Raw genomic sequence first — 14,628 nt, forward strand, 5'->3', positions numbered from 1 at the left:
CCGGCCACGTGCCCAGCCACGCCATCGGCCACATGGTCGCCAGCCTGGGCGAGCCCGGCTTCGCCCGGCAGGTGCTGGAGGCCATGAACCCGCTGCTGCCCGCCGCCTCCTGGTCGGTCTACCGCACGGGCCCGCGCAGCCGGCCGCAGCTGTTCCTGTCGGCCAGCAGCGAGGCGCGCGACACCACGCGCGACTGCTGGTGGGCCTATCTCTCGGGTCCTTATCTGCGCGACAGCACCTGGAACCACGGCGACGCAGGCCCGGCACGCAGCACGGCGCTGTGCCACATCACGGCCCAGGAGGTGGAAGGCGAGCACCGCGCCCTGGTCTACGACGCGCACGGCATGGCCGAGCGCGTGTCCATCGTCGAGCACCAGGACGACGGCGGTGTGTTTGCCGTCAATTTCTACCGCCACCAGCACCAGAGGGCACTGGGCGATGCGCAGATCGACCGCTTCGGGAGCATGGCGCCCGTGCTGCTGGCCCTGGCGCACAAGCACATCGCGCTGACGCAGGCGCAGCCCGCCGTGGTAACGGCCTTGGCCTCGGCCCCGGCCACCCCACCCAGCCAGCCCCGGCAGCGGCAGACACTGCCGGCCCTGCGCATGCGCCTGCTGCAGGCACAGCCCGACCTGACGCCGCGCGAACTCGATGTCTGCGCCCGGCTGCTGCAGGGCATGACGCATGAGGGCATTGCCTGCGACCTGTGCCTGAGCCTGCCCACCGTCAAGACCTACCGCAACCGCGCCTTCGCGCGGCTGGGCATCCACTTTCGCAGCGAGCTGTTCGCGCTGGCCATGGAGCCGCAGGGCTGAGGCCTTGCGTCAATCCAGCGATGCGCCGGACGCCTTGACGATGCGCGCCCACTTGGCGATGTCCTCGCGCAGCAGGGCCGCCATCTGGGCGGGCGGCACGGGCCTGTCCGCCGGCCCGGCCAGCTCCACGCCCGAGGCTTCGAGCTTGCCGCGCAGATCGCCGGCCGCCAGCGCGCGGGCCATGCCGTCCTGCAACTGCGCCAGCACCGGCGCGGGCACGCCTTCAGGCGCAAAAAGACCCACCCACAGCGTGCCGTTGTAGCCGGGCACGGTCTCGCCAATGGTGGGCACATCGGGCAGCAGCGGCGATCGCGCCGCGCCGCTCACGGCCAGCGCACGCAGCCGGCCGGCCTGGATATGGGGCAGCGTTGATGGCAGGCTGCCGAACAGCAGCGGCACCTGCCCGCCCAGCACATCGTTGAGCGCGGGCGCCACGCCCTTGTAGGGCACATGCTGCAGCTGGATGCCCGCCATGCTGTTGAGCATCTCGCCCAGCAGATGGTTGAGCGTGCCGTTGCCGGCCGAGGCATAGCGGAACTCGTCGGGCCGGCCCCGGGCCATGGCGATCAGCTCGGGCACGGATTTGGCCGCAAAGCCGGGATGGGCCAGCAGCACATTGGGCACGGAGCCGATCAGGCCGATGGGCCGGAAGTCCTTCACCGGATCGAAGCCCGGCTTGCGGTACAGCGCGGGGTTGATGGCCTGGCTGCTGCTGATGGTCATCAGCAGCGTATGCCCGTCGCGCGGCGCCTTGGCCACGGCCTGGGTGCCGATGTTGCCGCCCGCGCCGGGCCGGTTCTCGACCACCACGCTGGCGCCCAGCACCTCGGCCAGCTTCTGGCTCACCAGCCGGCCCACGATGTCGTTGGTGCCACCGGGCGCCTGCGGGACGATCATCACGATGGGCCGCGCGGGCCAGGCCTGGGCATGGCCCAGCAGGGGCAAGGCCTGGGCATGGCCCAGCAGGGGCAAGGCGAGTGCAGCGGCCACCAGGCTTCGGCGGCGCAAAAGGCTCGACGGCAGGGGAAAGGAAGAATCCGGCATGGTCATGTCTCCATTTGTTCTTGTCGCAAGCCCGCATGGTTGCCCGTGCCGGGCCAGCGCACAATCGCGCATTTCCTGACCCGGCCTTCGGAATTGACAAAGCCTTGACCCCGCCCATGCCCTCTTCGCCTTTCATGCCCCTCATGCACTTCGACCTGACGGACCTGCGCCTGTTCGTGCATGCCGCCGAACTGGGCAGCCTCACGCGCGCCTCGCAAAGGCAGCACCTGTCCCTGGCCGCAGCCAGCCTGCGCATCAAGGCGCTGGAGGAGCAGGCGGGCATGCCCCTGCTGTACCGCGAGGCGCGCGGCGTGCGGCCCACGCCGGCCGGCGAAGCCTTCCTGCACCACGCGCGCGGCATGCTGCTGCAGTCCGAGCAGCTGCGCCACGACCTGCAGGAGTACGGTGCCGGCCTGCGCGGCCATGTGCGGGTGTTTGCCAACACCACGGCCGTGACCGACTTTCTGCCCGAGATCCTGCCCGCCTTTCTTGCCGACCACCCGCGCGTGAATGTGGACCTGCAGGAGCGGCCCAACGCCGAGATCGCGCGCGGCGTGCTGGACGGCCGGGCCGACCTGGGCATCGTGGCCGGCCAGGTGGATACGCTGGGCCTGCAGACCATCCACTTCAGCACCGACCGGCTGGTGCTGGCCACGCCGCGCGGCCACCGCTTTGCGCGGCGCAAGCGCATTGCGTTTGCCGAGACGCTGGACGAGGACGCCATCGGCATGCAGCAGGGCAGCACTCTGCAGACATTTCTGGCAGGTGTGACCGAGCGCCTGGGCAAGCCCATGAAGCTGCGCATACAGCTGTCCAGCTTCGACGCCATGTGCCGCATGATCGGCGCCGGCGTGGGCATAGGCATCGTTCCCGAGAGCGCCGCGCGGCGCAACCGCGAAAGCATGGGGCTGGCACTCATCGATCTGACCGACGCATGGAGCGTGCGCGAGCGCCGCATCCTCGTGCGCGACCAGGGCCGGCTGCCGCGCCATGCGCAGGCCCTGATCGAGGTGCTGCAGGCCTACTACGCCGCGCCTGCCGTCTCCTGAGCCTGCGGCGCACCCTGCTCCATCAGGCTGGACAGCGAAAGGACCTGCCCGCCGCCCGCATCGAAGTTGCCCGGCTCCAGCCAGCGCTGGTAGGCCGCGCGCAGCGCCGGCCATTCGCTGTCGATGATGGAGAACCAGGCCGTGTCGCGGCTGCGGCCCTTGTAGACCACGGCCTGGCGGAACACCCCCTCGAACTGGAAGCCCAGGCGCGCCGCCGCGGCACGCGACGGCGCATTCAGGCTGTCGCACTTCCACTCGTAGCGGCGGTAGCCCAGCTCGTCGAAGGCGCGCTGCATCAGCAGGAATTGCGCCTCGGTGGCCGCACGCGTGCGCTTGAGCCGGCGCGAGTAGCAGACAAAGCCCACTTCCATCACGCCGCTGGCCGTGTCCACGCGCATCAGCGCCAGCGAGCCGATGGCACGGCCCGTGGCCAGGTCGATGACGGCGTGGTGCAGCGGGTCATCGCTGGCCTGGGCGGCCTCGGCAAAGCGCAGATAGGCCTGGGCATCCGCGAAGGGGCCTACCGACATGTATGTCCAGTCGCTGGCGTCCGGCGCCTGGCTGAAGGCATCGAACAGATCGGCTGCATGGCGCGCGGCGGACAGCGGCTCCAGCCGGCAGTAGCGGCCTTGCATGGGCGTGCGCGGCGGGCGCTGGCGCGGGGTCCAGCCGGAAAGGTCGTGGCCTACGGGTTGGGAGTGGGCGTTGAGTGCGGGGGGCATGGGAGATTCCTGGTCAGGTCATTTGGCAGGGCCACGATAGCGCTGGCGTGGCATCATTGAAAGCGCCATATCCCCCTTATTTCATGGTGCCACGCCACCCATTGCATGCACGCCTCCGACCTGCTGACCAGTCCCTTGCAATCCGGCCCTGGAGCGGCTCCCCGCCAGCGCCAACTGATCCAGCGCCTGAAGCAGGCCATCCTGGCGGGCCGCCTGCCGGCCGGCGACCGCCTGCCGGCCTCGCGCGCGCTGTCGGAGGATCTGGGGGTCTCGCGCAACACCGTGCTCATCGCCTACGAGCAACTGGCGGCCGAAGGCTATGTGGTCGCCGACCGGCAGGGCACGCGCGTGGCGGCTGTATCCACCCATTCCACGGCAGCCGCCGAGGCGGCCGCCGCGCCCCCCTGCGCACCCCGCACGGCCCGGCGCCTGGACCGCATCGCGCCCACGCGCCATGCCATCGACCGCAGCCTGCCGCTGACACCGGGCACGCCCGCGCTGGACAGGTTTCCCCTGCCCGCCTGGCGCCGTTCGCAGGACCGCGCATTGCGCCTTCCCGCCAACGCCACGCTGGACTATGGCGATCCTGCAGGCGAGCCTGCACTGCGCCAGGCCATTGCGCAGCACCTGCGCATCTCGCGCGGCGTGCGCTGCGATGCCTCGCGCATCATCGTCACCGAAGGCGCCCAGGGTGCGCTGGACCTGTGCGTGCAACTGCTCACCAACCCGGGCGACCATGCCTGGCTGGAGGAGCCCGGCTACCGGGGCGCCAAGTCGGCCTTTGCGGGGGGAGACCTGTGCGTCAGCACACTGCGCGTGGATGCGGATGGCGCAGCCATCGCGCCCGGCCTGTGGGACAGCCATCCTCCACGGCTGATCCAGATCACGCCGTCGCACCAATATCCCACGGGCGCCGTGCTGTCGGTGGCGCGCCGGCTGGACCTGCTGGAGCGCGCGCGCCGTGCCGGCGCCTGGATCATCGAGGACGACTACGACAGCGAATTCCGCCACCAGGGCACGCCCATCGCAGCCATGCAGGGCCAGGTGCCGGACGCGCCCGTGCTCTATGTGGGCACCTTCAGCAAGACCATGTTCCCGGCACTGCGCCTGGGCTTTGTGGTGCTGCCGCAGGCCCTGGCCACCAGCGCGGCATCCGCCGTGCAGGAGATGCTGCGCGGCGGCCACCGCCTGGAGCAGCTGGCCATGGCGGACTTCATGGAAAGCGGCCAGTTCTCGCGCCACCTGGGCCGCATGCGGCGCCTGTACCGCGAGCGCCAGGCGGCCCTGCGCGAAGCGCTTGCCACGCAACTGGGCGTGGAGCACGAGGTGCTGGGCGGCCACGGCGGCCTGCACCTGACGGTGCGGCTGCCGCCGGACCTGTCCGACCGTGCCATCGTGGCGCAGGCGCGGCGCGCCGGCATGAACCCGGGCGCCCTCTCGTCCTTCGCCCTGGCACCACTGCCCCAGGACAACGGCCTGGTGATCGGCTATGGCAACACCGATGCCGCGCGCTTCGGCGCGCTGGTCAGGCGGCTGGGCAAGCTGGCGGCAGCTGCGTTATCGCGCTAGCCGCGGCGCGGCTCCAGCGGCTATGCCTCCTCCGAACGCGTGCTCACCCCTGCCTGCGCAAAGCTGGCCATCTCTCCCAGCATGGCGCAAGCCGACACCAGCAGCGGCCAGGCCAGGGCCGCGCCCGAGCCTTCGCCCAGGCGCAGCTGCCAGTCCAGCAGCGGCTCGGCACCCAGGTGGGCCAGCATGCGCACATGGCCGGGCTCGCCCGAGCGGTGCGAGAAAACGCAGCGCTCCAGCACGGCCGGCTGCAGGCGGCTGGCCACCAGCACGGCGGCCGTGGTGATGAAGCCATCGACCACGATGACACGGCGCTCGGCAGCGGCCTGCAGCACGGCACCCACCATGGTGGCGACCTCGAAGCCGCCCATGGCCGCCAGTGCATCCAGCGGTTCCGTGGCCTGAGCGTGCAGTTGCAGCACCTCCTGCAACACCCCGATCTTGCGGGCCAGCCCGGCTGCATCCAGGCCGGTGCCCGCACCCGTGACCTCGGCCAGCGGTTCGCCGCACAGCCGCGCCAGCAGCAAGGATGCGCTGGAGGTATTGCCAATGCCCATCTCGCCCAGCAGCAGCGCATTGCCCGGCAGCTGGCGCACCAGGGCCGAGCCGTTGCGCAGGGCCATGGCGCATTCGGTGGCCGTCATGGCCGGGCCCTGGCTGCAGTCGCGCGTGCCGTAGCCCAGCTTGCGGCGCCACAGGCGCGGCTGGCCGGGCTGGGGTAGCTTGTCGTCGGGGTCCTGCTCGCGCGCGGGAAAGTCGCGTGCCACGCCGCAGTCCACCACGTTCAGCGCCAGCCCATGCTGGCGCGCCAGCACGCTGACGGCGGCGCCGCCGGCCATGAAGTTCTCGACCATCTGCCAGGTCACATCCACCGGATAGGCCGACACGCCGCGCGCAGCCAGCCCATGGTCGGCCGCAAACACCAGCATCTGCGGCTGCTGCAGCACCGGGCTGTCCTGGCCCAGGATGCAGGCAATGCGCAGCGCCAGCTGCTCCAGCCGCCCCAGTGCGCCCAGCGGCTTGGTCTTGTGGTCTATGGCGTGCTGCACGCGCTGGGCGAAGGCGGCATCGGCCAGCGAGGCGATGGCGGGAATAGCGGTAGTGGCAGCATTGGCGCCATCGTGCGAGTGTTCTGTGGGTGCAGCGGAATGCGGGGTGGGCGTTGACATGGCGAAGCGGCCTTGGCCCGGGGCGGGCGTGGCGGGCGGATTGCAAAGGCGCAAGTATGGCGCGCCGCGCAACTCCGGCAGAACCATCGGTCTCTTTCCTGCCGCCATGGACGGTCTGGGCGTCGATTGCCGCAGCAGGCCGTACAGGCCGCACCGTTCTGAGACAATCGCTGCCACACGTGTCTCCCCAGCCCCCCACTACCTCCATGACGGTTTCCTTCTCGGCCATCCAGCCCGGTCTCAAGCTTGCGGACCAGGTTGCCCGGCAGCTGGAGGCGCGCATCCGCGCCGGCAATCTGCAGCCGGGGCAGAAGCTGCCGACCGAGGCCGAGCTCGTGCAGCAGCTCGAGGTCAGCCGCACCGTGGTGCGCGAGGCGGTGTCCCAGCTCAAGTCGCGCAATCTGGTGGAATCGCGCCAGGGCAGCGGCGTGTTCGTGAAGGCGGCAGGCATAGAGCCACTGGACTTCGAAGGCCTGCCGGCGGCTGGCAGGAATGCGCTGATCCAGATCACCGAGGTGCGCCGCGCGCTGGAAGCCGAGGTGGCCGAGCTCGCGGCGCGCCGGCGCAGCGAAGAAGACATGCAGCGCATCCACGATGCGGAGAGCGCCCTGGCCGAGGCCGTGCGGCTGGGCCGTGATGGCGTGGAGGAGGACATGGCGTTTCACCGCGCCATTGCCCAGGCTTCGGGCAACCCGTTCCTGATCAGCACGCTGGACTACCTGTCGCAGTTCCTGCGCGGTGCCATGCGCATCACGCGCGCCAACGAGGCGCGGCGCGAGGACTTCGGCAAGGCCGTGGAACGCGAGCACCACAGCATCGTGCTGGCCATCGAGGCCGGCGACCCCAAGGCCGCGCGCAAGGCCGCCGCCACGCACATGGGCAACGCCATAGACCGCATCCACCGCGCCGACGCCAGCTTCTGGGAGCAGGACGGCGAACGCCTGGCCCGCGACATCCTGGCCGCCAAGCCCTGAACCTCCGAAACCACCCCTTGGCGCATGGCCAAGGGTTTTCACCTTGTTTGGATTTTTGCGCAAAATTTGTATGATGACCTGATGACAATATCAGTCACACCTCTTTTTGCACCCGGCACACCTGACCTTTGCCTGGGCGTTCACCCATGAGCGACGAATCCCGCATCCGCGAGCAGATCTGCGCCACCGGCGCCAGCCTCTTCCAGCGCGGCTACACCGTTGGCGCTGCCGGCAACATCAGCGCGCGCCTGCATGACGGCTGGCTGATCACCCCCACCGACGCCTGCCTGGGCAGGCTCGACCCGGCCGAGCTGTCCAAGGTCGATGCCAGCGGGCAGTGGGTCAGCGGCGCCAAGCCCTCCAAGACCCTGGTCCTGCACCGGGGCATCTACGGCAATGACGGCGAGGCGCGTGCCGTCATCCACACGCATTCCACCCATCTCGTGGCGCTGACGCTGTCCGGCGTCTGGCGCGAGGACGAGGTGCTGCCGCCCATCACCCCCTACCAGGTCATGAAGGTGGGCCGCATCCCGCTGATCCGCTACCGCCGCCCCGGCGACCCGCAGGCCGCCGCCGAGGTGGCCGCGCAGGCCGCCCAGGTGCGCGGCGCCTTGTTCGAGCGCCTGGGCCCCGTGGTCTGGGAACGCTCGGTGGAGCAGGCCAGCCATGTGCTGGAAGAGCTGGAGGAAACCGCAAGGCTCTGGCTCATGACCCATCCCCGGCCGCAGCCCCTGGACGCGGCCGCCATCGACGAGCTGCGCACCACCTTCGGGGCGCGCTACTGATTTGCACCGCGGCGCCCACGGCCGCATTCCACCACCCAGCCCATCCACAGCCGCGCAGCCGCAAGGCGGCGCATCAAGCGGCGAACCCAAGGGAGACTTGAAATGACGACAACGGATATCGCATCCGGCCAGGCCGGGGTCCACCCTGCCCAAGCCGACTCTCCGGAGACGGCGCGCGCCTACGCCAAGGTGTTCTGGCGCCTCGTGCCGTTCCTGATGCTGTGCTATGTGATCGCCTACCTCGATCGCGTGAACGTGGGCTTTGCCAAGCTGCAGATGTCCCAGGATCTGGGCTTCAGCGAGACGGTCTTCGGCCTGGGCGCAGGCGTGTTCTTCATCGGCTACTTCCTCTTCGAGGTGCCCAGCAACCTGCTCATGCACCGCCTGGGCGCGCGCGTCTGGATCGCCCGCATCATGATCACCTGGGGCATTCTGTCGGCCATGTTCATGTATGTGGAAACGCCCACGGGCTTCTACATCCTGCGCTTTCTGCTGGGCCTGGCCGAGGCGGGCTTCTACCCCGGCGTGATCCTGTACCTGACCTACTGGTACCCGGCCCACCGGCGCGCCAAGATCGTGGCGCTGTTCATGTCGGCCATCCCCGTGGCCGGCATCTTCGGCAACCCGCTGTCGGGCTGGATCATGCAGGCCTTCCACGGCGACCATGGCCTGCACGGCTGGCAGTGGATGTTCCTGATCGAGGCCATCCCCGCCCTGGTGATCGGCGTGGTGACCATCTTCTATCTGGACAACGGCATCTCCAGCGCCAAGTGGCTGACGGCCTCCGAAAAGCAGCTGCTGGCGCGCGAGATCGAGCTGGACCAGCAGCACTCAGGCGCCCAGAAGCATTCGCTCAAGGCCGTTTTCGCCGACCGCCGCGTCTGGTGGATGTGCCTGATCTACTTCGCCTTCGTCGCCGGCCAGTACGGCCTGACTTTCTGGATGCCCACGCTGATCAAGTCCACGGGCGTCACGGGCGCGCTGAACATCGGCCTGCTCAGTGCCATCCCCTTCCTGTGCGCCATCGTGGTGATGAACCTCATGGGCCACAGCGCCGACAGGCGCCGCGAGCGCCGCTGGCACCTGATCGTGCCCGCGCTGATGGGCGCCGTGGGCTTTGCGATGACGGCCTTCTTCGCCGACAACACGGTTCTTTCCCTGATCTTCCTGTCGCTGGCCGCAGCCGGCGTGCTGACCTGCGCGCCGCTGTTCTGGTCGCTGCCCACGGCCTTTCTGTCGGGCACGGCGGCGGCGGCGGGCATTGCCATCGTCAACTCGGTCGGCAACCTCGCGGGCTTCGCCAGCCCTTACATGATCGGCTACCTCAAGGACCTGACCCAGTCCACGCAGGCCGGCATGTTCGTGCTGGCGGGGGTGCTCGTGGTGGGCGCCATCGCGGTCTGGCTCACCCCCGCAAAGATGGTCAACCGCTGACCGGCCCTTCTTCCCATCCTTCAAGCTCCAAGCCCCAAGACACATGAAAGTACTGATCACCGGCGGCGCCGGATTCCTGGGCCAGCGCCTGGCCCGCAAGCTGCTCGAACAGGGCGCGCTGACGCTGGCCGGCACCCGCTGGCCCATCCACCAGATCGACCTGCTCGACGTGGTGGCCACCCATGCCATTGACGACACGCGCGTGCGCTCCCTGGTGGGCGACATTGCCGACCCGCAGGTGCTGCGCGGCGCCATAGACCAGGACACGGCCGTGATCTTCCATCTGGCCGCCGTGGTCAGCGGCCAGGCCGAGGCCGACTTCGACCTGGGCATGCGCATCAACCTCGATGCCTCGCGCGCCCTGCTGGAGACTTGCCGCGCCGTGGGCCACATGCCGCGCGTGGTCTTCACCAGCTCGGTGGCCGTCTACGGGGGCGACCTGCCCGACACCGTGCTGGACGGCACGGCCCTGAACCCGCAGTCCTCCTACGGCACGCAAAAAGCCATTGCCGAGCTGCTGCTGGCCGACTACACGCGGCGCGGCTTTGTCGACGGCCGCGTGCTGCGCCTGCCCACGATCAGCGTGCGCCCGGGCCGGCCCAATGCGGCCGCCTCGTCGTTTGCCAGCGGCATCATCCGCGAGCCCCTCAACGGCGAGGCGGCCAACTGCCCCGTGGGTGCCACCACGCGCCTGTGGCTGCTGTCGCCACGCCGCGCCGTCGAGGCCCTGGTCGCAGGCTGCGAGCTCGATGCCAGCGCCGTCGCCGACCGCCGCCCCATCAACCTGCCTGGCGTGTCCGTCAGCGCGGGCGACATGGTGCGCGCGCTGCGCGAAGTGGCTGGCGACGAAGTGGCCAACCGCGTGAGCTGGCAGCCCGACGACAAGGTCGAGCGCATCGTCGGCAGCTGGCCCGGCCGCTGGGATACCGCGCGCGCCAACCAGCTGGGCCTGCGCGGCGACGAGGACTTTACGGCCATCGTGCGCGCCTACATCGCCGATGACCTGACACCGGCCAAGCCATGAGCAACGACACCTCCACACCACAGCCCGCAGCACGCTGCGTCGGCGTGATCGGCCTGGGCGCCATGGGCGCCGGCATGGCGCAAAGCCTGCGCCGCGCCGGCCACCACGTGCATGTCCACGACATCCGCCCCGAGGCCGCAGCCGCCTTCGCCGCCGAAGGCGGCACGGCCTGCGCCACGCTGGCCGACATGGCCGCCGCTTGCCGCATCGTCGTCAGCGTGGTGGTCAACGCCCAGCAGACCGAGGCCGTGCTGTTCGGCGAAGGCGGCATCGCCCCCGCGCTGCAGCCCGGCTCCGTCTTCCTCATGTGCTCCACCGTGGACCCCAACTGGTCCGTGGCGCTGGAGGCCAGGCTGCAGGCGCAGGGCGTGCACTACATCGACGCGCCCATCTCGGGCGGCGCGGCCAAGGCCGCGTCCGGGCAGATGACCATGATGACGGCCGGCCATCCCGAGGCCTATGCCGCCTGCGAAGGCGTGCTCGACGCCATGGCCGCCAAGGTCTACCGCCTGGGCGACAGCGCGGGCGCGGGCAGCAAGGTCAAGATCATCAACCAGCTGCTGGCCGGCGTGCACATTGCCGCAGCGGCCGAGGCCATGGCCCTGGGCCTGCGCGAAGGCGTCGATGCTGCCGCGCTGTACGAGGTCATCACCCACAGCGCCGGCAACAGCTGGATGTTCGAGAACCGCATGGCCCACGTGCTGGCCGGCGACTACACCCCGCTGTCGGCCGTGGACATCTTCGTCAAGGACCTGGGGCTGGTGCTAGACACCGCGCGCCACAGCAAATTCCCGCTGCCCCTGGCCTCCACGGCCCACCAGATGTTCATGCAGGCATCCACCGCCGGCCATGGCCGCGAGGACGACAGCGCCGTCATCAAGATCTTTCCGGGCGTCACCCTGCCCCAGGCTCCATCGGAATCCCCATGACCCTTCTTCTGGGCTGCATAGCCGACGACTTCACGGGCGCCACCGATCTGGCGAACAACCTGGTGCGCGCAGGCATGCGCGTGGTGCAAAGCATTGGCGTGCCTGCCGGCCCGGTGGACGAGGGCGTGGACGCCGTCGTGGTCGCGCTCAAGTCGCGCACCATCGCGCCGGCCGATGCCATTGCGCAATCGCTGCAGGCCCTCGAATGGCTACAGGCCCAGGGCGCCAATGGCCGCGCGCCGCAGATCTACTTCAAGTACTGCTCCACCTTCGACAGCACGCCGCAGGGCAACATCGGCCCCGTGACCGATGCGCTGATGGACGCGCTGGGCTGCGAATTCACCATTGCCACGCCGGCCTTTCCCGACAACCAGCGCACCGTCTTCAAGGGCCACCTGTTCGTGGGCGATGTGCTGCTCAGCGACAGCGGCATGCGCAACCACCCGCTCACGCCCATGACTGATGCCAACCTGGTGCGCGTGCTGCAGGCGCAGACAGGGCGCAAGGTGGGGCTGATCGACCATGTGGCCGTCGCACAGGGCGAAGCCGCCATCCGCGCGCGCATCGCCGCACTCCAGGCCGAGGGCGTGGGTATGGCCGTGGTCGATGCCGTCTCCAACGACGACCTGCTGCGCCTGGGCCCGGCCCTGGCCGGCATGCCGCTTGTCACAGCGGGCTCGGGCGTGGCCATCGGCCTGCCCGCGAACTTCGGCATCCAGCCCACGGCCCAGGCCGCTGCCCTGCCAACCGCCACCGGCCTGCAGGCGGTCGTCTCGGGCAGTTGCTCGGTGGCCACCAATGCACAGGTGGCGCACTTCATCGCCTCGGGGCGCCCTGCCCTGGCGCTGGAGCCGCTGCGCATCGCCGCTGGCGAGGACGAAGCCGGCAAGGCCCTGGCCTGGGCCCGCCAGCACATCGCCAGCGGCCCCGTGCTGGTCTACTCCACCGCCGAATCCGCGGCCGTCAAGGCCGTGCAGGGCCGCCTGGGCGTGGAGCAGGCCGGCGCACTGGTCGAACAGACCATCGCCGCCATCGCCCGGGGGCTGGTCGAGATGGGCGTGCGCCAGCTTGTCGTGGCCGGTGGCGAAACCTCGGGCGCCTGCGTGCAGGCGCTGGGCATCGAGCAGATGCGCATAGGGCCGCAGATCGACCCTGGCGTGCCCTGGTGCCATGCCGCCTCGCCCCTGGCGCCGCAGGGGCTGCACCTCACGCTCAAGTCCGGCAACTTCGGCACCACGGACTTCTTCACCAAGGCCTTCGGCGCGCTGGCAAGCGCCTGATGCCACACTCAGCCTCCGTTTTCAGGAAAGCCTTCATGCCCCGTTTCGCCGCCAACCTGTCCATGCTCTACAACGACCTGGACTTTCTTGACCGCTTCGAGGCCGCCGCGCGCGACGGCTTCCAGGCCGTCGAATACCTGTTCCCCTACGACTTCGCGCCCGGGCAACTGGCCCGCCGCCTGCAGGACCACGGCCTGCAGCAGGTGCTGTTCAACGCCCCGCCCGGCGACTGGAGCGCGGGCGAGCGCGGCCTGGCCTGCATCCCCGGGCGCGAAGCGGAATTTGCCCAGGGCATGGAACGCGCCGTGGCCTACGCCCAGGCCCTGGGCTGCCCGCGCATCCACGTCATGGCCGGGCTCAAGCCCGCAGGCGCCAGCGATGACATCCTGCGCGCAACCTACATCGCCAACGTGCGCCATGCCGCACGGCTGGCCGCGCCCCACGGCATCGCCATCCTGCTGGAGCCCATCAACGGCCGCGACATGCCCGGCTTCTTCCTGAGCCGCCAGGACCAGGCCCATGCGCTGCTGGCCGACATTGCCGAGCCCAATGTCCAGGTCCAGATGGACCTCTACCACTGCCAGATCGTCGAAGGCGACCTCGCCATGAAGATCCGCCAGTACCTGCCCACGGGCCGCGTGGGGCATGTGCAGATCGCAGGCGTGCCCGAACGCCACGAACCCGACGTCGGCGAGGTCAACTACCCCTACCTGTTCCGCCTGCTGGACCAGCTGGGCTACGACGGCTGGATAGGCTGCGAATACCGCCCCGCGCGCGGCGCGGCGGCACACGCCACCAGCGAAGGGCTGGGGTGGATGAAGGGGTGGCTGTAGCTGTAGCGCCTGCTGCGGCAGCCCGTCATCCGCCAGGCACGGGAGGACGGGGCGGATGGCAGTCCTGCGTATCCGCCGCCTGCGTTCAGGAATATTCCAGATCGCTGTGCTTGCCGACCACCAGCCGGCCGGCCGACAGCGACATCATCAGCAGCGCAATCGCCTCATGCATGATCAGCGTGTGCGTGTTGCCGGTCTCCACCATCTTGCTGCGCAGCGATTCGCGCACCTGCAGGGAGCCGGTCACGTCGATGATGATGTCCACCGCCGCGTCCACCAGTTCCATGAACCGTGTGGTGACCGGCACGCCGCGCGCGCGTGCCAGTGCGATGCCGGGCTGGTTCAAATCCAGGTCGGCCACCCCAAGCAACTGCACGAAGGGCGCGTCCAGCAATTGCTGCAGCAAGGGAGTGCCGGTCTGCCCCGCACCAATGACCACGATCCGGAAGGCTTGCATGGGATGAATCCTTTTTCCATATGGGAAGTACGGCGCCATCATAGAAATGCCTTGCCGGTGTGAGCCGGTCCGGGGCGGGTGAAATGGGTTTGTATGACCCAGGTCAAATCCGGTGGACAGGGGCGTGGCGGCGGGCCAGATCTCTGCGGTCGAGGTTCGATACCGGCTGCCTGCGGCAGGGAGCACACCACAGGCTGCTGACGCGGGAGCCTGCATTCGCCCACAAAAAAACCCGCCGGCTTCGTGGCCCGGCGGGTTTTCTCAGGTGAACAACAGCCAGCGCTGTTATTGCCTTACAGGAACCTGCTCCGTGTACTCGCGCAGCACGCCGCCGCCTTCGACGGAGCCGCTGACCTGGCCGTCCTTGACGCGCTCCACGCAGGAGCGGCGGTCACCTTCGTTCTTGAAGACATCGCAGCGGGCCACGGCATTGCGCTGGAAGTGGTCGCCCGACTGGACGCCGCCTCGGCGCGATTGCTCCTGGACGGCTGCAGCCTCGTGCTGGGCAGGGTCGCGGCGGTCATAGCCGCGCTTGGCGGGCCCC

General features: G+C 69.6%; 14 protein-coding genes and 1 pseudogene. 10 read left to right on the plus strand and 5 right to left on the minus strand.

Translation table 11 applies throughout. The features are described 5' to 3' along the window. Positions 1 to 8: 8 nt before the first annotated feature. A complete protein-coding gene (locus tag INR38_RS28125; protein WP_347566777.1) occupies positions 9 to 815 on the plus strand; it encodes a helix-turn-helix transcriptional regulator in 807 nt (268 codons plus the stop codon). Between the two features lie 9 nt (positions 816 to 824). Here INR38_RS28125 and INR38_RS28130 read toward each other — a convergent pair whose 3' ends face one another. Further along, entirely contained in the window at positions 825 to 1,859 is a 1,035-nt protein-coding gene (locus INR38_RS28130) for a tripartite tricarboxylate transporter substrate binding protein (protein WP_207444553.1), read from the minus strand. 143 nt (positions 1,860 to 2,002) lie between these two features. On the opposite strand from INR38_RS28130, the gene INR38_RS28135 reads away from it, so the two are divergent. Beyond that, a complete protein-coding gene (locus INR38_RS28135) occupies positions 2,003 to 2,908 on the plus strand; it encodes a LysR family transcriptional regulator (RefSeq protein ID WP_026062687.1) in 906 nt (301 codons plus the stop codon). On the opposite strand, the gene INR38_RS28140 is transcribed toward INR38_RS28135, so the two are convergent. Continuing rightward, positions 2,884 to 3,630, minus strand: coding sequence for a GNAT family protein (locus tag INR38_RS28140; RefSeq protein ID WP_207444554.1), 747 nt, complete (start codon positions 3,628 to 3,630; stop codon positions 2,884 to 2,886). The two genes, INR38_RS28135 and INR38_RS28140, sit on opposite strands and share 25 nt — an antisense overlap. Positions 3,631 to 3,735: 105 nt before the next feature. Here INR38_RS28140 and INR38_RS28145 point away from each other — a divergent pair, with 105 nt between their 5' ends. After that, positions 3,736 to 5,199, plus strand: coding sequence for a PLP-dependent aminotransferase family protein (locus tag INR38_RS28145; protein ID WP_207444555.1), 1,464 nt, complete (start codon positions 3,736 to 3,738; stop codon positions 5,197 to 5,199). 20 nt (positions 5,200 to 5,219) lie between these two features. Here the strand turns inward: INR38_RS28145 and cobT are convergent, their stop codons facing one another. Beyond that, positions 5,220 to 6,455, minus strand: coding sequence for a nicotinate-nucleotide--dimethylbenzimidazole phosphoribosyltransferase (gene cobT, locus INR38_RS28150; protein ID WP_242699231.1), 1,236 nt, complete (start codon positions 6,453 to 6,455; stop codon positions 5,220 to 5,222). Between the two features lie 119 nt (positions 6,456 to 6,574). On the opposite strand from cobT, the gene INR38_RS28155 reads away from it, so the two are divergent. The 7 genes from INR38_RS28155 to otnI all read left to right on the plus strand — a co-directional run bounded on the left by INR38_RS28155 (position 6,575) and on the right by otnI (position 13,627). Next, a complete protein-coding gene (locus tag INR38_RS28155; protein WP_013803197.1) occupies positions 6,575 to 7,342 on the plus strand; it encodes an FCD domain-containing protein in 768 nt (255 codons plus the stop codon). A gap of 146 nt (positions 7,343 to 7,488) precedes the next feature. Continuing rightward, positions 7,489 to 8,127 carry an aldolase gene (locus INR38_RS28160; protein WP_207444557.1) on the plus strand — a complete coding sequence of 213 codons (639 nt, stop codon included), beginning with the start codon at positions 7,489 to 7,491 and terminating at the stop codon, positions 8,125 to 8,127. 102 nt (positions 8,128 to 8,229) lie between these two features. Further along, positions 8,230 to 9,561 carry an MFS transporter gene (locus tag INR38_RS28165; RefSeq protein ID WP_207444558.1) on the plus strand — a complete coding sequence of 444 codons (1,332 nt, stop codon included), beginning with the start codon at positions 8,230 to 8,232 and terminating at the stop codon, positions 9,559 to 9,561. A gap of 43 nt (positions 9,562 to 9,604) precedes the next feature. Continuing rightward, complete coding sequence (gene denD, locus INR38_RS28170; protein ID WP_207444559.1) at positions 9,605 to 10,585, plus strand: D-erythronate dehydrogenase; 981 nt, start codon at positions 9,605 to 9,607, stop codon at positions 10,583 to 10,585. Continuing rightward, the gene (gene ltnD, locus INR38_RS28175) at positions 10,582 to 11,514 is read left to right on the plus strand and encodes an L-threonate dehydrogenase (RefSeq protein WP_207444560.1); all 933 of its coding nucleotides are present in this window, start codon (positions 10,582 to 10,584) and stop codon (positions 11,512 to 11,514) included. The genes denD and ltnD overlap by 4 nt, the downstream gene beginning before the upstream one ends. Further along, positions 11,511 to 12,794 (plus strand): 3-oxo-tetronate kinase, encoded by a 1,284-nt coding sequence (otnK, locus tag INR38_RS28180; RefSeq protein ID WP_207476060.1) that lies wholly within the window; start codon positions 11,511 to 11,513, stop codon positions 12,792 to 12,794. Before ltnD ends, otnK begins: the two co-directional genes overlap by 4 nt. A 35-nt stretch (positions 12,795 to 12,829) precedes the next feature. Beyond that, positions 12,830 to 13,627, plus strand: coding sequence for a 2-oxo-tetronate isomerase (gene otnI / locus INR38_RS28185; RefSeq protein WP_207444562.1), 798 nt, complete (start codon positions 12,830 to 12,832; stop codon positions 13,625 to 13,627). Between the two features lie 85 nt (positions 13,628 to 13,712). Here the strand turns inward: otnI and INR38_RS28190 are convergent, their stop codons facing one another. Together INR38_RS28190 and INR38_RS28195 are read right to left on the minus strand one after the other, a co-directional pair. Continuing rightward, positions 13,713 to 14,084: an oxidoreductase gene (locus tag INR38_RS28190; RefSeq protein WP_012204656.1), complete on the minus strand. Its 372-nt coding sequence runs from the start codon at positions 14,082 to 14,084 to the stop codon at positions 13,713 to 13,715. A 285-nt stretch (positions 14,085 to 14,369) separates the two neighbouring features. Then, a pseudogene (locus tag INR38_RS28195) lies at positions 14,370 to 14,628 on the minus strand (hypothetical protein); the annotation flags it as partial.

The sequence above is a fragment of the Delftia sp. SD018 genome (assembly GCF_017355445.1).
Classification (GTDB): Bacteria; Pseudomonadota; Gammaproteobacteria; order Burkholderiales; family Burkholderiaceae_C; genus Comamonas; species Comamonas acidovorans.